The sequence below is a fragment of the Chitinophaga sp. HK235 genome (assembly GCF_018255755.1).
Lineage (GTDB): Bacteria > Bacteroidota > Bacteroidia > Chitinophagales > Chitinophagaceae > Chitinophaga.
Map to the genome: position 1 here is coordinate 1126608 of NZ_CP073766.1, position 20578 is coordinate 1147185.

General features: G+C 46.9%; 12 protein-coding genes. 10 read left to right on the top strand and 2 right to left on the bottom strand.

Annotation, left to right across the window (positions count from 1 at the left end; translation table 11 throughout):
• The first annotated feature begins 55 nt into the window (after positions 1–55).
• Positions 56–2404 carry a metallophosphoesterase gene (locus KD145_RS03605; protein WP_212004543.1) on the top strand — a complete coding sequence of 783 codons (2349 nt, stop codon included), beginning with the start codon at positions 56–58 and terminating at the stop codon, positions 2402–2404.
• A gap of 64 nt (positions 2405–2468) precedes the next feature.
• Here the strand turns inward: KD145_RS03605 and KD145_RS03610 are convergent, their stop codons facing one another.
• Both KD145_RS03610 and KD145_RS03615 read right to left on the bottom strand, forming a co-directional pair.
• On the bottom strand, positions 2469–3185 hold the full coding sequence (locus KD145_RS03610) for a LytTR family DNA-binding domain-containing protein (protein ID WP_212004544.1): 717 nt from the start codon (positions 3183–3185) through the stop codon (positions 2469–2471).
• Positions 3182–4258, bottom strand: coding sequence for a sensor histidine kinase (locus tag KD145_RS03615; protein ID WP_212004545.1), 1077 nt, complete (start codon positions 4256–4258; stop codon positions 3182–3184). Before KD145_RS03615 ends, KD145_RS03610 begins: the two co-directional genes overlap by 4 nt.
• A gap of 202 nt (positions 4259–4460) precedes the next feature.
• Between KD145_RS03615 and KD145_RS03620 the strand changes: the two genes are divergently transcribed.
• From KD145_RS03620 to KD145_RS03660, 9 genes are all read left to right on the top strand, one after another.
• Entirely contained in the window at positions 4461–6800 is a 2340-nt protein-coding gene (locus KD145_RS03620; protein ID WP_212004546.1) for an outer membrane beta-barrel family protein, read from the top strand.
• A 233-nt stretch (positions 6801–7033) separates the two neighbouring features.
• Positions 7034–7348, top strand: coding sequence for a hypothetical protein (locus tag KD145_RS03625; RefSeq protein WP_212004547.1), 315 nt, complete (start codon positions 7034–7036; stop codon positions 7346–7348).
• 439 nt (positions 7349–7787) lie between these two features.
• Positions 7788–8879 (top strand): HNH endonuclease, encoded by a 1092-nt coding sequence (locus KD145_RS03630; protein ID WP_212004548.1) that lies wholly within the window; start codon positions 7788–7790, stop codon positions 8877–8879.
• Positions 8880–8888: 9 nt separating this feature from the next.
• Complete coding sequence (locus KD145_RS03635) at positions 8889–9719, top strand: hypothetical protein (protein ID WP_212004549.1); 831 nt, start codon at positions 8889–8891, stop codon at positions 9717–9719.
• A 74-nt stretch (positions 9720–9793) separates the two neighbouring features.
• Positions 9794–16579, top strand: a complete 6786-nt coding sequence (locus KD145_RS03640) for a hypothetical protein (protein ID WP_212004550.1) — start codon at positions 9794–9796, stop codon at positions 16577–16579.
• Positions 16580–16590: 11 nt separating this feature from the next.
• Complete coding sequence (locus KD145_RS03645) at positions 16591–17472, top strand: hypothetical protein (RefSeq protein WP_212004551.1); 882 nt, start codon at positions 16591–16593, stop codon at positions 17470–17472.
• Positions 17473–17496: 24 nt separating this feature from the next.
• Entirely contained in the window at positions 17497–18705 is a 1209-nt protein-coding gene (locus KD145_RS03650) for an ADP-ribosyltransferase (protein WP_212004552.1), read from the top strand.
• Between the two features lie 10 nt (positions 18706–18715).
• Positions 18716–19099: a DUF6508 domain-containing protein gene (locus KD145_RS03655; RefSeq protein ID WP_212004553.1), complete on the top strand. Its 384-nt coding sequence runs from the start codon at positions 18716–18718 to the stop codon at positions 19097–19099.
• Between the two features lie 79 nt (positions 19100–19178).
• A complete protein-coding gene (locus tag KD145_RS03660) occupies positions 19179–20525 on the top strand; it encodes a hypothetical protein (RefSeq protein WP_212004554.1) in 1347 nt (448 codons plus the stop codon).
• The last annotated feature ends 53 nt before the right edge of the window (positions 20526–20578 follow it).

A 20578-nucleotide genomic window follows, 5' to 3' on the forward strand; every position in this document is an offset into this window, starting at 1 on the left:
ATTGCATTTAATCTAAATCGATCTATTAACATCCAAACAATTAAAATCTCATCCCATGACTCCCTGTTTGCCCACTATCGCGAAATCGTGTATCCTTGCCTGTTGTAGTACCCTGCTGGGCCTTGCTTTGCAGGCACAGACCACACTACTTCCTTTCGGTTCTACCTGGAAATACCTTGACAACGGCTCCAACCAGGGTACGTCCTGGCGATCGACCTCCTTCAATGACGGCTCATGGAAGGAAGGCCCGGCCGAACTGGGCTATGGCGACGGAGATGAAGCCACAACTGTAAGTTATGGCAGCAACTCCTCCAATAAATATGTCACCACCTATTTCAGGAAGAAGTTCAACCTCTCCGGTCTCAGCAACTACACCGGCTTTACCCTGGAATTCAGAAGAGACGATGGTATCGTTGTATATGTAAACGGTACTGAAGTTAAAAGGGACAACATGCCCACCGGCACTATCTCCTATAATACAATGGCATCCAGTGATGCCAGCGATGATGGCGCATCGGTTCAAACAGCTACCCTGCCTGCCACTGCTTTTGTGGAAGGCAACAACACCATAGCAGTAGAGATACATCAGCAGGTGGTGACCAGCAGCGATATTTCCTTCGACCTGCAAATAAAAGGCAATACCGGCAGCTCATCAGCTTCCGTGGTAAGAGGCCCCTATCTGCAAATGGGTAACCAGACGGCCGTCACTATCCGCTGGCGTACTGCCACCGCCAGCAACACCAAAGTGAAGTATGGCACCGTATATGGCAGTCTTACGGACAGCGTGGTGAATACCACTTCTTCCACGGAACATGAAGTAAGGCTATCCAACCTGCAACCAGATACCCGCTACTATTACAGTATAGGCACTACCACCGCAGTACTGGAAGCTACCGACAAAAACTATTTCAATACCGCCCCTCCCACCAACACTACCCGCAAAATAAGGATTGCAGCCTACGGTGACTGCGGCAACAATTCCAGTAACCAGACAAAGGTAAGAGACGCTTACCTGGACTATGTAGGCTCCGCTCATACAGACGTATGGTTGCTGCTCGGTGACAATGCCTATGACGGCGGATTAGATAACGAATATCAAACCAACTTCTTTAATATATACAAAGACAACCTGCTTAAAAACATCCTGCTGTTTCCCACATTAGGCAACCACGATTATGATAATGACCCTTCCCGTCAGGATGACCATAATATTCCCTACCTCGCCAACTTCACCCTGCCTAAGAATGGCGAATGTGGTGGCATAGCCTCCGGCAAGGAAGAATACTACTCATTTGATTACGGCGATGTCCACTTCATCTGCCTGGACTCCTACGGAAAAGAAAGCAGCAAACGCTTCTACGATACTACCAGCACACAGGTACAATGGCTCAAGAACGACCTGGCCGCCAATACCCGCAAATGGACGATCGCCTACTGGCACCATCCCCCGTACACCATGGGCAGCCACAATTCCGATACAGAAAGCGATCTCGTAAAAGTAAGGCAGAACCTCATCCGCATACTGGAACGTTATGGTGTAGACCTTATCCTCAACGGACATAGCCACGACTATGAGCGCTCTTACTTTATCCGCGGACATTATGGGCTGGAAAACACTTTTTCCTTTACGCAGCATGCAGTCAGCAAGAGCAGCGCTAAATACGACAGCACCGCCAACTCATGCCCCTACGTATCTACCTCCGCCAAAACCGGACATGGCACCGTATACGTAGTGGCCGGTTCAGCCGGACAGATAGGCGGTACACAGTCTTCCTTCCCGCATGCCTCTTCTTATTATTCCAACGCCACCACCGGCGGCTCGCTGGTGCTGGAAATAGAAGGTAACAGGCTGGATGCCCGGTTTATCGCAGCAGATAAAACCATCAAAGACCGCTTCACCATGATGAAAGACGCCAACAAAACCACCGTGGTGAATGCTACCGCTGGCCAGCCACTTACCCTCAGTGCTTCATGGCCCGGTAACTACAAATGGGACGATGGCTCCACCAGCCGCACCCGGACGGTTACACCTAATACCACCACAACCTATACCGTTACCGATAATGCCACACCGGCGATCTGCATAACGGATACCTTCAAAGTGGTGACCAGTGCTATGGCAGTTTCCGCCACAGAAAACAAAACAACACCATCCACCTTCTCCTGTAAAGTATATCCCAATCCTTCTCCCTACAACAAGCTACAGGTGGAGATCAGCAGCAAACAACAGCAGCTGGTGAGATACAGCATTACAGATCTCTCCGGCAGGAAAGTTCAGGAAAATACCTGGCAGGTACCCTCCGGTACTATCACACAGACGATCACGCTGTCCCGTGGTAATTATATTCTTACTATGGTCAACAGTAACGGTGAACGACAAACGCAGCAGATAGTGGTAGAGTAAGACTGAATTTTTGACGGAGGTCAACATCCCGGGGCATTTACAGCTGCCCCGGGATAAAGATCATTTACAAACCCTCTTTCAGCACTTTGAAAACAAACTCCCTGTAACTATTACCTATAGGCAGCTCCTGTTGCCCGATCTCTACATCCTGTAACGTAAAAGCCGTTACCCTGGCCAGGTTCACGATAAACGAACGATGAATCCGCAAAAATCGTTTATCCTTCACTTCTGTTTCCAGATCACCGATCTTGTACTTTGCCATGAAAGTGGAACCATCTGTGCGATGCAGTACTACATAGTCTTTCACACTTTCTATATAGAGGATATCACTGGTGAGAATTTTATTGTATTTATTGCCGGTCTTTATGAAGATATACTCTTCCTGAGGCGTATTGCGGATGTTGGCAGCCTGGGTTTCTTTGGGAGAAAAGCGCGAATAGTAGCGTTCCACGGCTTTGAAAAAACGTTCGAACGTGATTGGTTTGAGCAGATAATCCACGATATCGAGTTCATAACCTTCCAGCGCATATTCACGATAAGCGGTTGTAAAAATGACTGCCGGTGGTTGCCGCAAAGTTCTGAGGAATTCGATACCGGTGATCTGCGGCATCTTTATATCCAGAAAAAGCAGGTCCACCTGTTTGGTTCGCAGTTCCTGCGCAGCTTGCAGGGCATTCGCACAGGTGCCCACAATTTCCAGTGTGCTCAACTGACCGATATGATTCTGCAATAAAGCTATCGCCAGTGGTTCATCGTCTGCAATAAGGCATTTTATTTTCACAACTGCTGGTTTAATCGCAGCTCCAGCTTCGCCGTAAATACACGCTGTGCCACAGTAGTTTCAAATGTATGGGTTTCGGGGTAAAGTAGTGTTAATTGTTTACGGATATTTTCGAGGCCGATACCCAGCTGCTGGTCTACCTTCGTCCTGAAAGTGTTGCTGATCTCAAAGGCAAACCTATCTTTACCCTGGGTCAGCCTGATCCGGATCTCCGGTGAGCCTGCGTCTTCGCCGGCGCCGTGTTTGAACGCGTTTTCAACGAGCGACAGCAATATCAGCGGCGCAATTTCCACATCCCGTTCCAAACGGTGTTCGAATGAAATAGCCAGACGCTCATCGTAGCGGAGTTTTTCCAGTTCAATATAGTTCTGAAGCAGAGTGATCTCCTGTGAAACTGGTACAAACATTTTATCGGAGCGGTATAGCAGCGTATCCAGTATTTCCGATAAACGGGCGATTGCCGGCGAGGTTTTGGGCGACTGCAAGATGGACAGGGAATAGATATTATTCAGTGTATTGAACAGGAAATGAGGATTGAGCTGCGCTTTCAGCGCCATCAGTTCAATATCAGCCTTTTGTTTTTCCAGGTCCATGGCCCGTTTATTCACCACATACTGATCTTTCAGGAGTTTGATAAAGATGAAAACGAAAGCGTATGAAAATGCATGAATAAAGTAATTCAGGAACAGATAATCCAGGTCTGTAAAGATCTCCGCTACAGACTCCTGCTCAAAGGGTCTGGTACGGATAATAGGCTCCAGAAAATAAACAACACTCAATCTCGATATAGCCATGATCAGGTACAACACAACGAGCGATACTACCAGCGTACGGAAATAATGTTTACCGGTCAGTAACCGTGGCAATACAAAATAAGCCAGAAAATAGGATGTAATGGCAGCGAAACCTATGAAGAATAGGCTATTGAGCAGTTCCTGGCTGAACGTATACATCGGATTGATATAACTATTGTACCTCGACATGGATAATACGTACACACAGATCCAGTAAGTAAAATGCGTGAGGAACCGTTGTTTGCCGGTGAATTGTATAAATTTCTCTATTAAAGGCATGAGGGTAAAAGTACCAAACTTTCAGGTCATGTTCAATGCACCATCGACGAAATTGACCGCTCCGCATATGAAAACGGGCTTTGCGCAGCCGGGCATCCCTTTCGGCCAATAATCCACTATCTGTATCCCGCAACCCACTATTGATCGACCCGCTCAGCACCGCCTTCCGGATTGCCTCACATTTGCATAAACACTCACTAAAATGAAACAGTTATTCCTGATGCTTTGCTGCCTTGGCATGGCAATCCCGGCTTTCAGCCAAACCTATACTTTGAAGGGAAAGATCATTTCCGTTACCACCAAAGAGCCTGTCATCGGCGCCACTGTATTACTGCAGTCACAGAAGGATTCCACCAGGAAATTCCATGCCACTGCGGGCCCTGACGGTAATTTCAACCTGACCTTAGCGGCTGGAAACTATACACTTCAAACCCGGGCATTAAATTATACCACCTACTCCCGCACTATAGTAATGCAAAACAATACAGACCTTGGATACATCAGTCTGACCGATAACGTGAAACAATTGTCCACCGTGCAGGTACAGGGCGAGAAATCAACCCTGGAATTAAAAACAGATAAAAAAGTATTTAATGTGGGGAAGGATATTCTGTCAAGAGGCGGTAATGCAAACGATATTCTGAATAATGTACCGGCTGTCAATGTTGATATACAGGGAAATGTATCCCTGCGCGATAACCAGAACGTAAGAATCCTGATAAACGGGAAACCTTCTATGCAAACGCAGAACAACGGCTTATCACAAATTCCTGCAGCAAACATTGAAAAGATCGAAGTGATAACAAACCCCTCCTCTGCTTACGAAGCACAGGGCAGTGCGGGTATTATCAATATAATACTGAAGAAAAATGCATCGTTGGGATTTAATGCCTCCCTGCAGGCCGGCCTTTCCAGTCCGAGGAACAACAGTGTCAACCTCAATGCCAGTTATAAAACACAGCGACTAAATCTATTCACGAATATTGGATACCGCGATCAGGCTGTATTGTTTACAGAAGAGATGATACGCGTCAATAAAAACCCTTACAACCAGCTCCGGCAAACCAACCGCTTCGACTTAAACAACGATAACGTGAACGTCTATCTTGGAACGGATTTTTATCTCAACGAACAAAATACATTAACAGCGAGCTACTACCGTACCAAACGGCGCAACAACGATACGAATGACTTTCTCTATCATTATTCAAACATACACGGGACTCAGGACAGTACCATCAGCCGTTTCGAGAAATATCGTGAGCCGCAGATATTTAATGAACTGGAGTTGAACTATACCCGCATTTTTAAACAACCGGGAAGAAAATGGACCACTTATGTACAATACGATTTCTGGAATGACGATGAAAACCAGGACATCCGGCAATCCAATACCCAACCCGGTTCAGATATGGTCAGTATCATCACGCGCGATATCGAAAGCAGTAAGGATATTTATTTGCAGAGTGATTATAAACTGCCCCTGAAATCGGGTCAGCTGGAGATGGGTGTCCGCGGGCAATGGCGCGCTATACGCAGCGAATATTCCGCTGCCCAGGACGGCAAATTACTGGACGACAATAACAACAAACTTTTTTACGATGAAAATATTTACGCCGCCTACACCCAATACAGTAGAAAGTGGCAACAACTGGATGCCCAATTGGGTCTGCGAAGTGAGCTGTCCGGCATCCATATCAGCGACCGTGAACAAACCACCGATAAACGCAAACAATACATCGACCTGTTCCCTACCCTGCATTTACAGTACGGTTTCAAAAATGAATGGAGTTTACAGGCCAGTTACAGCCGCAGGATCAACCGACCGAAATTCTGGCAGCTCAATACCTTCGAAGGCTTGTCAGACCAGCGTTTCCTGCAGCGCGGCAACCCTAATATCGATCCGATGTATACGAATGCCGTGGAACTGGCCTTATTGAAGAAGACAGAAAAAATCAGTGTGAATCCTGGTATCTATTATCAGTATACGACCAATTACTTTGGATCCGTGATTGAACCACAGGGCGATGGAAATTTTGTGAAAACATGGGCCAATATGGGAAATGAACACCGCTATGGGCTTGACATGACCACCACCTACAATCCTTATACATGGTGGCGCCTATCCTGGGATATAAACTGGTATTCCTATTCCCAGCGTGGTGAATACGCCGGTAAAACATATGCCGCTGATAACACCACCTGGTTTACAACACTGCGTTCCGGCATGCGGTTCCCCAAAGTCGTGAACATCGACGGGAGCTTTACCTACCGTGGCAGACGACAGGAAGTACAGGTAACAGTATCAGAGCAATACCGCGCCAACATTGGACTCTCCAAAGACCTGTTCGGCGACCGGATGTCACTTTCCTTCAGTATAAACAACATCTTCAATTCCAATATTTACGAGCAGGAGATGGATGTTCCGGCGTATTCACTTTACTACCTTTCCCGGCAAAATGGGGTCGTTTACACCGGCAATGTGGTGTACCGGCTGAACCGGAAAAAGGGCCAGACAGACCGTATGCCAGCGGAGAAGTAAGCAGCATCTCCATAGAACCTGGTGAGTTCCCGATAACTTAAATCAGTAAAAAACAAGAACATCACGATAAGTTAATAAAACACCTTTATTGCAGCGGAGCGGCAAAAGCGTCCATCAGAAAGGGTTTGGCAAAGAATAGTTTGTTGACACCTAAAAAATCTTCTGTCATCACCGGCAGAAGATTTTTTTGTTCCGGGGTGATATATTATCTTTTTTCAAAATTCCTATATTCTATGTTAATTGTTTTTGGCTTTAGAAACATGCCGATAAAAAGTGAGCGGGTGAATCATATTAACTGCCCTACCTGTGGGAGTCAAAATCTGTTTGGAACTGCCCATCGTCGTTATTTTCATGTGTACTGGATTCCTGTTTTCTCTGTTGGCCCTACAGACATTGAATTGAAATGCGAGAGTTGCCACGAAGATTTGTACAGTGAAGAAGTACATGTCAAATGGGACCAGTTTAAATATTACTGGTATACATTTATTGGCTTATATCTGATTGGTGCATTACTGCTGTATTTTATGCTGGGAACAATGCTCAGATGATTTTACGGAAAGGAAATATCGCGCAGTTGTAATTTCTTCTTAAAACCAGGCCGTTGGCAGTTCCGATACAGAGGGCTGCCAACGGCCTTTTACAATCCCTCCTATACCCTAACGACGCATAAATCCGAAAACAACGTACAGTCATGGCAGCACTGCAATTATTCCGCACCAGACAAGACCGATACAACCTCTCAAACCTTGCACACACTCAGTCTCAACCAACTTAATTTCGTTCTGCATCCTAACAATAATCAAACAACACAAAAATTCCTGTACCATTATTTTTCAATCCATTCAAAACCAACCAAACCCTCACCCACTGGCAATCTCACTCATCAACAACAATCTCATCCATTCAAAAAAAAATCTACTTTTTATTTTGAATAATTAAAAATTTGTACTTTCAATATAGATTTTAACCCTCATAATAACCCACACTATGCGACCAGTTAACAAAGGAACTGCTGCAGATAACGGCTATGCATATAACAGCAATTCCATCATCAACTTTTCCAGAACTAAATTTGCAGCTGCAGCCCTTGCACTAGTACTCACCGATACGCCTACCGCTGCAAGGTGTTCTACTTTTCTGTTATCAATCATAGATATCCCCAAGGCAAACCTCACTGCTGATCAAAAATTATTGAAAGAGGGAATAAAGGAACGTTTTAGTGGGATGTTTCAAAGCGCTGCAATACCTTTGTTCACCCGACTAGGGGCTTATTGTTCCTTTTGCGGAAATATCATTTCTACTTACATTGAAGTGGAGCATTGCGTTCCGAAAGCCATTTATCCCTTCTTCACTGTTACCTGGGATAACTTTCTGGCAGCATGTGGCCCCTGTAATCAGCTAAAGGGCAATAAGCCACTAAGGGCTTTAGTACAGATTTGGCTGCAACAAGAGGGCAATAATAATCCAACAGAACAAGACTACTACGATTGTATTCGAGAACGGCACTATGTATGGGCTGATCTGGATGAATTATCCTATAGGGATCTCCCGTCAGATCTCTGGTACTTCAGCGTTAGCAATAACACATGGGTATTGGTACCGGCCCCAGGAAATACTGATATCAACAATACGGTTACTTCAACTGATGTTGGCCGTAGAGAGATTTATGCTAACATTAACCTGATGGGTACCATGGTTAACAGAAAAGTAGAGGTAAAGATACGCTCTAACACAAATCCGTCCCTACATGGTCAGGAGCTTATTGACTTATGTCAGCTTAATCGTATTGGCGACCTCTCCAACACCAGTGACAGAAGACTTTTTTCCCGTACACAGGCCTACTTTACCGCCCTGCAGGTGATGCGCACATTTTCAGTTGCAATAGGAAACCAACAGATCTTTGACCTCCTATGGCCTAACTATCTCGCGCAGGCCAAGTCCAGCGGCTTCTATTCCGTTTTCCTACGATTGCTTGACAATTATTATGACCCATCAGGAACACCACTGAATCAGAGATTTGTAACAGAAACCAACAATGCCTTTTATTTTCCCAATACGAATACCATTGCACTCCCTTAATTCATTCTTATGCGCCCCCTACTCAAAACAGCCCCCGTCCACCTGCTTACCATACATCCTGTGCAAGCACTACTGATGCAGACTACCGGAGAATATTGCCATCTTTGCGAATGCCGGTTACCAGACCATTCATTTGTGATGGATAAGCGAAACGGCCAGTCCTTCGAAGGCTACAGTACTCCTGACCTCTGGCCTCACCTTATCCAGCTGTGTGATGCATGTTACCATGCGCAACAGCAGGCAGGACAACAACCTGCAACTGCTATTCTTTATCCTGATGAACAACTTACCTTTTCTGTTCATCCGGATAAATCACCTTTTGTATATGAGAAAAGAACAGTACTGCAGGCCGTACTGGACGCTGACGGGAAACCGCTGGACGAGCCACAGTCCACAGAGATGGTGTTCGTAAAAGGTACCAACGAAAGCGCGCAGGCGACCATCCGTCACTTTCAGCTGAACACTGCTTACTACGATGAAGCCACCAACAGCTTTAACATCCGGCTGTCTGGCCCGTCTGCAGGCATTGACATACGTGTACGGCAGCGTACCGAGGTATGGAATATTGTAAACGATTATATCAGCCGGTATAAGAAATTACTGGAAGTAGACCCAAAGCTATCCGGCATAATGCTTCAACATGGCCGGCTACTCGCCGCAGGCAGCGGCTACTGGTCGGTATGGGCAACCCTGCTGTGGCAGGCCACCGGCGACCAGAATATACTTGCCAATGTATTACTGCCGACCAGCGCATACAGTGGCAGGTATGCTGTCCTGGCCACTGCCTCCCCCAATACTGACCAGGTATACCCTGGCACGCATCCTGACGTTTTCGAATAACAGCTCCATCATATGGCGTAACGGAATGAGATCGATACGAATATTCTATCTAATAGCTCTCTAACAAATATGCTATGGAATCCACACTCCTGGAAAAAGTTAGCCTCACCTCCACCGCACTCTCCCCCTTGCTGGTACAATTACAGCAAAGTCTGCAAACCGCGATGAACAATGATCCCAATCATTATCTTCCGGTTAATGCCACTACCATTGGCACCGCAGGTGCTGCCGTCATTACCCTGATGCAAAGTGCGCTTGGTATCAACAGCTATACACTTACCGCCAATATTTCCATCACACCCGATGAGGGCAGCGACACCCTTACCGTTACCGGTGATACCAACGCAACGATTATAAATATTGATAGTCCCACGCTCACAGCAGTGTTTAGCGTACAGCAGCAGGCGCTGATTATTGAGCTGAGCATTCCGGCGCAGGACCCCTGGGAATTTACAGACACCTTCCCCGCTTTCAATAATACCTGGCTGTCGCAACTCAGTTTTGTGAACAACGAAACTACCTGGCCGGTCTTTATTCTGTCCAGCATTCAACGCAATGTATCCAGTGGTCAGCTGGCCGCAGGCCTTAACCTCAGCGCACAGGTCGATCTCCAGGCGCCTTTCAACACGTTGCTGACGCTGATACCCGGTGCTGCCAATCCTTTGCCGGTACTTGGTCCGGTAACAGTCAGCGATCCGGTCACCACATCATTAAACCTGCTGGGCACTGTACCTGCTTTCACCCTGCAGCTGCCAGGCATGCAGCCCCTCGCATTCAATCATCCCTCATTCAGTATTAACGGGCTTTCTACGGTATATAACGGTACCGACTATCTGCAGATGGATTGTTATGTAATGGCCAATATTACCTTGAATACCTATACCCTGCCGCTGGCAGCAAGGCTGCCTATCGGCGGCACTTTCCCCCAGCTATTGCTGCCACCGAAACAGCGTGTGCCCCTGTCCGTTATCACCGGTTTCTTTTCCTCCATGTTCACATCCGGCATATCCGGCTTACTGACAGCCGCATTGCCGGAGCACCTCAGCACACTGCTGGGTAAGTTTTCGCTGAATGGTTTTGTGATTACCTTATTGCCGGGCTGGAATGGTTTCAGCAATATCAGTTTGGCCATCGCCTCTACCGATACGCCGCTATGGCTATTGATACCCGACGTATTTGAACTGAAAGAAGTGGGTATTGCCCTGCAACTTAAAACGGTGGCAGGCATTAAACCCTATAATATTACCGGCAGCATATGGGGCAGCGTAAACGTCGGGAAACAGCTGGTGATCGGTACTATCATCCCCTTGCCGATAGATGCTTCAGAATGGGTATTCACCGCCAGCGCCGACAATGCTATTCCCAGTCTCGGGCAATTTGCACAATTCCTTGGCGGTGATAAACTGGGAGGTCTGTTACCCGCCAATCTGAAAGATGTCGGTGGTTTCTCCATGACCAATCTTACAGTCACCTGGCGTCCTACGGATCAAACCTTTACCACTTTTGGACTGACACTGACCACCAACAATACCTGGACCATCATTCCCAACTGGTTCCTGGTGAAACAGCTTGACTTGCAGATGCAGGTGGCCAATCCGCTCACCACCCCTCAGCTTACAGGCACTTTCGCCGGCACACTGGTGATAGGCAGTGTAGGCGTTGCCGTTAGCATTGATAGAGCAGACCCCAACAGCAGCTGGATACTGTCTGTGGTTACTGAAACCATTACCCTGCCCAGCCTGGGCGATATGACCCAGCTGCTGGGCGGCACACAGCTGATAAATGTATTACCTGATTCGATTGTACAAAATCATTTCCAGCTGGATGATTTGACCGTTAATATCGATATCTCCCAACAAAAACTCAACCTGCTCTCCTTTGTGCTGGATAGTGCCGACAATTGGGATATTATTACCGGGTTATTATCCGTTAATCAACCCGGTATTGTCCTTCAGTTCGACTGGCGCAATAGTAAAAGTCCGGTGATTACCGGCCGCATATACGGTGATCTCATTTTTGCAGGAGCGGATTTTTATGTAACCGCAGATAAAAATGCAGATGGATGGAACCTCAGCGCCAGTCTGCAAGACAATACCACCCTACATCTTTTTGATGCAGTAGACGCAGTCATCCCCAGCGCCTCTCAACAGCTGACCACACTAGGAGTTCCTGACGTTGTACTTTCTACTGCCAACATCAGCTATCATACCAAAGACGGCAGCTATGAGCTGGAAGGTGTAGTTAATATCAACGACTCATCCGGTAATTTGCCCTGGTCCTTCAATGTAGGACAAACGGGTATTTCCATCAAAGACCTGGGTATTAAGGTTACTTCACAGGCTGGCAGCAACACGAAAGTTTATATTAAAGGTACCCTGAATATTGGCAGTACCATCAGTTTCGATATTCTTTACCAGGTTGGCGGAGACCTGGTGGTAAAAGGTACGCTGGTAGGTTCCGGACAATATATCAGTGTGAAAGACCTGGTGAGTTATCTCTGTGATCCTTCTGCCGACACGGTTACCTGGACCAGTGCTTTTGAATCACTGGACCAAATACAGTTTACCAATGTACAGCTGAATTTACTGATTGGTAAGAACCCCTCCTTCCAGATATATGGCACTATGCTGATCAGCAGTGTAGAGGTAGATGCTGTATTTGTGCTGACGAAACAGCAGAACATATGGAACTTCGCTTTAGGTATTAAAGTGTCCATGAGCCCCAACTGGAGCATTCCTGGTTTTACCAATACCCTCTCTACCTTCCAGCTGCAACAGGCTACTTTCGCACTGGTTGCCTCTTCTTTCGCCAACGCCTATACGTTGCCTGCGGCTATCGGCATTACGGAAGTCAGCAGTGTATCAAGAGGATTAAATTTTTATGCCCAGTTTCAAATCAGCAGTGCTGACCCGCAATTTAAAGCCGCCAGGGCAGTATTACCTAACGGCATGCTGCCAACCGGTACCACCATTACCATACAAGGGCTGATCACCGACCCGCTGAAAAATTCGTATGTGGAAGTGGTACTGAACAGCGATCCCAATGGGGTACCATTGGCGGGATGGGATTCTGTACTGCTGAAAAAGTTCTCCCTGCGTTTATATGCCGCACCGGCCATTGCGCTGCATGGAGAGTTTATTATGACAATGATCACTGATGTAAAGGGTAATCCGCTCACCTTATCACTGGACCTGAAAGCCTCTCCATCAGAGATCTCCATTGTATTCATACCGGACATGCCATGGCAGGACCGGCCGGTGATCATTGCATGGGTCAATGCCCTGGGCATTACCGGTTTAACTTTTTATCTCACCGATCTGGAGCTGGGAATTGAACCCTTTGCGGGTCCTGCACTCGCGGGTACTGTAGGCGGAGGTATTGATTTTACTTCCACCAAACATGCCGGTGCAGTTTTTGCGCCGAATGTCATCGTTCAGCCCAATACCATACTGGCCGGTTGTTTGCCCGATCCGGTAATAGTAGCGGAACTGAAAAGACAACGGGTATCATTGTTACCGCAGAAAGATACCTTCTGTGATATGAACGAAGATGTGAATCTTAATCAGGCGATAGATACCAATGTCCGTATAGAGGCCAAAGTAGGATTTATGGTTATCCCGGAATCCCCGGAGCCTGTCATTCCCAATCAGATAGGAATGCGCCTTGTGAATTTCACCCTGCCGTATATATTAAAACGTTTTGCCGACATTACCCTGCCGGATGTACTGTTTCCTATTCTATTCCCGGACATTTGTTTCTACGTCAGCTTCGATCCCACCAAACTACCGAAGGTGTTGGATTTCGAGTTCAACGGAAAGATCGTAGTATTTGGATTTAACGGCCAGATTGCCACCACCTGCAATCAGGACAGGATATATCTGCATGCAGGTATGGACCCGGTTGTCTTTAGTGTGAACGGTCTGAACCTGCTGGTACTTCAACGTTCCGCTACGGATTCCACAGATGGACCTTATGTAACAATTGACAGTGCACCTACCGGCAATAATCCCAATATTGCTGCCGACCTTTACTGCAATTTTTTCAACACCATTCAGCTGGCAGTCACTGCACTGGTGCAGGTTGACCAAACAAACGTTGCCAATTCCTATTTCTATTTTGACCTGGCGGGTAATGCCGGGCAGTTGACAAACATGAAAGTCCATTGTGAATACCTTCAGGCAAAATACATGAATATTACCTGCAAATTCGGGCTTTTCCTGGACACTGCACACATACCGGGCTTCGATATTACCAATACCTCCAACGGCAAAAAAGTAAAAGCCGCTGACCAGATTGATCTGGAAAAAATGCCGGGACAGGGCGTAGACCTTCTCGGTAAATTCACCATGATACTCGACAATCGTGGTAATCAACCCAGTTACACACTAAGTGGCTGCGGCACTTTTGAGATAAAAGCAGGTCCCTGTGATATCCCGTTACACCTGCATTTCAGTGTAAATAACGTGACCGCTGATACGATCTCCGACCTGCCCTCCATCATTGTTCAACAGATGAAGGACAATGCTGCCAGTATTTTTAATGCCTTGTATCAGACAGCCACCTGTTTTGCCAAACTGGTGAAACTGGGTGTTATTATTTTTGATGCCGCAGTAGAAGCTGCCAAAGTATTGGTCGACTTCTTTGAAACCAGCATTGATCTCTTCTGTCAACTGCTCGATGAACTGGGCAATGTTGTACAGGATATCGCCGACTGGCTCTGGAATATTTTTGGCAGTACCAATTCCGGTGCAAATACCAAAGCACTGAAAGCCAATACCAGCTTCAGTGACAACGCCATCTCCCAGGCGGTGAAAGCGTCTGTAGGTGATTCGTATACTGCCGAAATGCTGATCAGTGATCAGGCTTATGCCGGGTATAGCGCTACCAGTGCGGCAAACGCCCTGGTGTACAATTTCAGCACCTATGCCAATGATGCGGTGGATGCCGGTAAGCTGTTGTCAGCAAAATACAGTTTCCAGGATGTAGTGCCAGCGCTGTATACGGTGTTCCCTTCACAAACTGCCACAGCAGAAGATATGTGTTCTATATTGGTGCAGATATTCGGTACAACGCTTACGGCGCAGCAAATGGCCGATGCACTGGCATTGATATACCCTGCCAAACAAGTAGCCCAGGCGTTGAAAACACATTACGCAACTGATACTGATACCGCTGCGAAGATGAGTGTATTGTTGCTAACAGCCTACCAACTTGCTAAACATCCGCTGTCAGTTAGCGATCTTGCTGGTGCGCTGGCGCCATTGTATGCACCGGCAGATGTAGCCCCGGTGCTGAAAAATAATTTTCCGGACAAGACAGCTACCCCGGCAGACATGGCGGCATTGTTAAATGCAGCATATAGCCCGCCATTAAAGGCAGCACAGATGGCAGATGCATTGGCCGCCTCCCCTTATGCCGTGCCCGATGTGGCTAAATATCTGAAATCACAGTCTAGCTATGCTACGGATGTTGATACCGCCGCTAAAATGGCCAACATATTATACACGGCCTATCAGTCATCGATCTCAGTAACAGATATGCTGAACACACTGGCTGTCGTTAACTTCAACGCTTATGAAAGCGCCACACCGGTAAAGGCGCTGTATACCACTGTTACGACAAATGCACTGGCCACAGACCTCGTAAACTGTTATCAAACTATTGCCCCACTGAACATGCTGCTGCTGGGCATTGCCCTGAGCGCGGCCGGCGTAAATCAGAACGACCTGGTAGTAGCTGTAAACAATGTATTGCCAGCTACCACTGCCGGCGAAATGGCTGCTATGCTGGTTATTGCTTACTCCAGCAATACGGCTGCGGGGCTCAGCACTGCCGAATCCAACAAATTAGCAGGCGACGATGTGATTACCGCCTCTCCTTTAGTAGTATCCAATGTATCCGGTATTTTAGCAACGGAACTGGCCGGTGCGCTGGTGAGCGTGTTTACACCACCTAATACTGCCATCACTGATCTCAGCAAAGCGCTTTGCAAAGGTTACAGCAACCCGGTTGCCAATGATGTGGCAAGCGGTATCATGTCGGCATTCAATGATACCTCCTCCACCGACCTTGCCAATGCGTTGACCACGGGCTACAGCGTTATAGGCCAGACACTGACAGCCAGCGAAATGGCCAACGCCATAGTAGCAGGCTTCACATTTATCGGAAAAGCTATCACGGAAACGGAGGTATTGCAGTTTTTACTGACACACTATAGTGGTATTACCCCATTACAGGCAGCACAGTTCCTGGTAGCGTCCTTCGGCACCCACACCTCCATAGAAAAGGTACTGGCAGCGTTGTATGCAGGCTTTAGCACACTTACGCCAATACAGGCCACCATGGTGCTGCAACAGGCATTCTCCGTAAGCACTGAGCAGGTAATAAGTGTGGCCCAGCCGGTTATACAAACATTCTCGCTCACCCAGCTGCCTAACCATGTGGGCTGCATTTCCCTGGCACTGAAAGCAGCACAGTTCCAGCTAACAAACGTCAGCAGCGCGTTAAGCAAAATCTACAGTCCAAACTGGCATACAAGCGACTATAGTGTTGTGCTGGATGTTTATTCCAACCACCAATGGGATACGCTGTTACAGGGAGTAGAGGCAGGTCAGGCTGCCCCCGACCTGGCCCAAAGTCTTAAAAACACCTACTCATCTTTACAGCCGGCAGAAATGTGTTCGTTACTCACAGCTGGCTTCTACCTGGTACAGGTAAATACCTCAGTAGTGCCGATGGCAACTGCCATGAAAGCTGCCGGCTATTCAATATCACAAACCGCGGGCGCCATGTCAAAACAATATGCACCCAACTGGACTACTGATGACTTCGGACAGGTGGTACAGGTATATAACTCATAAAATTCATTCATATGAAAACAACTATTGAACGGTCGCTGACACCTGAAGCTATTCAGCAACTCCTTACATCGCTGGGTAAAGTCACACTGCTGGAAGCTGCTATCGGCTGCCGTGTAAGCGGGGGTAACCCAGTAGACTGCGCTCCTATAATATTAAAAAACAACGCTGATGCCACAGTTGGGCAGATGGCTGATGCCCTGACTACTGCCTGGGCAGCTGCTATTGACGCTGATATGCTTACCAAAGCACTACAGGCCTGTAAGTTTCCTGAAAACCAGATAACTGATGCCGTAAAACAGGCTATCAGCCTTTTTTACCAGCAAGATGTGCCATATGTTGACAATAATGGCATGAATAAGGCGACAGGGCTTTACCAGGGCGATCTTACACATATGAAGGCTGCTTCGGAAATCGTGGACTACCTGGTTATTTCCAGTTTGCCCAATGATTACTCCGCCACAGCCGGTTCCATGATAGAGGCGCTGAATAATATAGGCGTTTCCGTTGCAGCGCTCGCGGAGAACAAGGCAGCTGATTACCGTTCCAGTGATTACTGCTGGATATCACAGCCTATCAGCAACCAGGCTTTCAAACGTATTATCTGTTTTGAAACTACTCAAAGCGGTGATGGAGCTGCCAAAGAGGTACCTGGTATCTTCACGTCACTGCAAACATTTGCCGGCACTGCTGCACAAAACATCATTGTGGCAACATCCATGGTAAGCACCGGGTCCAATGGTGCCAGTCCGTCATCCATCCTTACCGCCTTGTTCAATGGAAGCCAAACACTACTAAACAGTGATTTTTCGCTGATGGCTTTCGAGATCGTTTATTTTAACACAGGCTGGACCAACACGCTGAACGAGTTATTCACGCAATTGAAACAGGCATAATTCCCTCATCTATAATTCCTGATTATGGCATTACAATTAATTGATTCTTTCACAATCGATAATGCTTACAGCGCTCCTACCCTTCAGCTGTGTATGGGTGATCTTACCAACCTGGCGCCGGAAGATGCAGTGGATTTCCTGGTGGTATCAGCCCAACCCGGGGACTATTCTGCTTCTGGCGGTTCACTGATAGGTTCGCTGGCACAGGCAGGCGTGTCGGTACAACAATTATCAAATAACAAAGCAGCCAACTATGAGCCCAAGATACCGTGCTGGATATCCAATACGATCAGTTCTTCCAATTCGGGTATACAATTCAGCAGGATACTGTTGTTTGAACCCAGCAATCCGGCTACAGACGCAGCCGGGTTGGTATGGACTATTTTTCAGGCATTGAATTGTTTCCAGGGAAACAATAGCACTACGGTAGCTTTACCGATGGTATGCACCGGCAGCGGAGGAGCTTCTTACCAGGATATTATACAGGCATTGTTTTATGCGGCCACTTTTGCAGGTTCGCTGTCTGCATTTCCCATGCCTGTTATCAAGCTGGTAGCCTATGATAACGATAAGCTGCAATTGGTACAACCCATTTTCAGCACGTTGAAAAACAACTATCAGAACCTGGTGAGCCTGAACCTGCCGGGAGGTTATCAAAACTATGCCCCGGGTGTCTGGAATGCTGTCCAGGGAATCAGCCTGAAACCAGGGCTTACCCAGCGGCAGGCCTTTGGCGTGCGGATGTGGACTTCCAATTATTATGGAATAATCAATTCTACCCTTCGCAACGGCAACACAGATCCAAACTATTATACCCTCATGCCTTTGTTCAGTGCTATCGATTCAGGGCTTGCCAATATCGCGGCATTCCAGGGTGAAACATACCGTGGAGAAAGTCAAATGTCAGCCGAAAGACTTGCCCAGTACCAGGTAGGCGCCAATATCCTCGAACCGGGCTATACCAGTAGCGCACGGCCTCCGGGCTCATGGTATAACGGTGCAAATTATAAATTTAATATCTATGGGCTAAACAGCCATAGTATTGCCTTCCTCTCCGTATATCCCGGTGAAGATGAATATCTTTACCCCAGGAATATGACATCCACTGTAAACGGCAGGAGCTGCAACGGCGACAATATTCTATGTACCTTTACCATGCAGCAAACAACCATCAACTATTGTTCAGCTGAGATGGAGGAATTTATCTCCAAAACAGTAATAGCCATTCATTAAATAACATATCATGACCATCAATGATTTCTCCAAAGAAGATCTGCAAAAGGTTCTGGCACTGGCCGGCAGTATTTCAGCCATGAAAGCAGATGACCTGCGGATATTCGCCGATCATATACCAGCGCATATCCGGTTAATAACCTCACTGGACGAAATAAAATTCCTGGAAGTATTTGATTATAATACATGGGCAAAAGAACAGGGATGGGACTATGTAATGTCGCCGGAAACATTGGATAACAGCGATACTGAAACATTGCGCAAACTAATGACCACCCATGTACGTACCAACCGTTTTGTAGAAGGGCACTGGGACCAGTTGTTGCTGACAGGTTATATCTCCCGCTTTCTGGCACGTTTGCAGGAACTGTATAACGAGGCATATGCCCGGTAGTAGCATCACCCCTAAAATACACCCCATGAAATGTCTATTTTCCCATTATTTCAACAGGTTCATACTAGTTATACTGTGCATGCAAACATTCAACCTGCATGCACAGTCAAATATTGGCTGGGGCCCAACCAGCGCCAGGTATCTCCTCAGTGCATCAGATATTCATTTCAATCCTTTTTTTGACCCCTCTCTGATGTCTAAATTGATAAATGCCGATTATACCGGCTGGGAGGCTATCTTCGAATCATCAGCCATACAACAGCCTAACGGATATGGCAGCGACGCGAACTACCCGCTGTTAAAATCTGCCCTCAGGGCTATGCAGCAGCAAAACAGCGCCCCTTCTTTTGTTATCATCTCCGGCGATTTCCTTTGCCATGATTTCAAATCCAACTATTCACAATATGCTGGTATGGGATCGGTGGAGGCATTCACAGCCAAAACCATTCAGTTCCTGGCCTGGATGCTGAATAAATATTTTCCGCAAACAGTTGTATTACCTGTACTCGGGAATAATGATTCGTATTGCGGCGATTATATGGTAGAGCCTAATAGTCCCTTCCTGCTTATGTTTGCCAGGGCCTGGGCGCCATTACTGCGAAATAAAAACAAAGCCGCTGACAGTATTTTTGTAGCACAGTTTTCCAAAGGTGGTTATTATACCCATCCTTTCCCCGGCAAAGTACGGGGGAACCTGATACTGTTGAATACTGTCTTCTTTTCTGCCAAATACTACAACGCCTGTGGCAATACCGGTGATGACCCGGGGTCTGATGAACTGCAATGGCTGAAAGAAATGCTGGAAGACAACCACCTGAGAAATGAAGTGGTGTGGATGGTATATCATATTCCTCCGGGTGTGGATGTACACGCCACGCTGCATAATTACGGCGACTGCCAATCGAATATCACACTCATGTGGCGCGACAACTACAATAACAGGTTTCTTGACCTGATACAACAATTTTCTTCCCTGGTCCGCGCTAACCTGGCAGGGCATACACACATGGATGATTTCCGGGTGATCTACCAGAATAAGCTACCCATTTCCTTTATTCATATTACCCCAGCCATCAGCCCTCGCTTTGCCAACAACCCCGGATTTCAGCTCATCAGCTATCACCACAGGTTACTGCAATTGATGAACGCAAAAACATTTTACCTGAGCATTAACAAAAATGCCAATACCTGGACACCTGAATATAATTTTCAGCTGACCTACAACGTGGCAGGCATTAATGCCTCCAGTCTTAACTGGGTGAGAAACAAAATAGCTGCAGATTCGGCCTATCTCAATAAATACATTAACCTCTATAAAGTAAGCAATCCCGGCTCCAATGAAATCAACCTGCAAAACTGGAAAGCCTTCTGGTGTGGCAACGGAGCAATAACACAACAACAGTTTTCTGATTGTTACTGTCAATAAAGCAGCTCAGGATATCTTACCTCCCCATACGCCCCCTTTTATTTCCTTCGCCC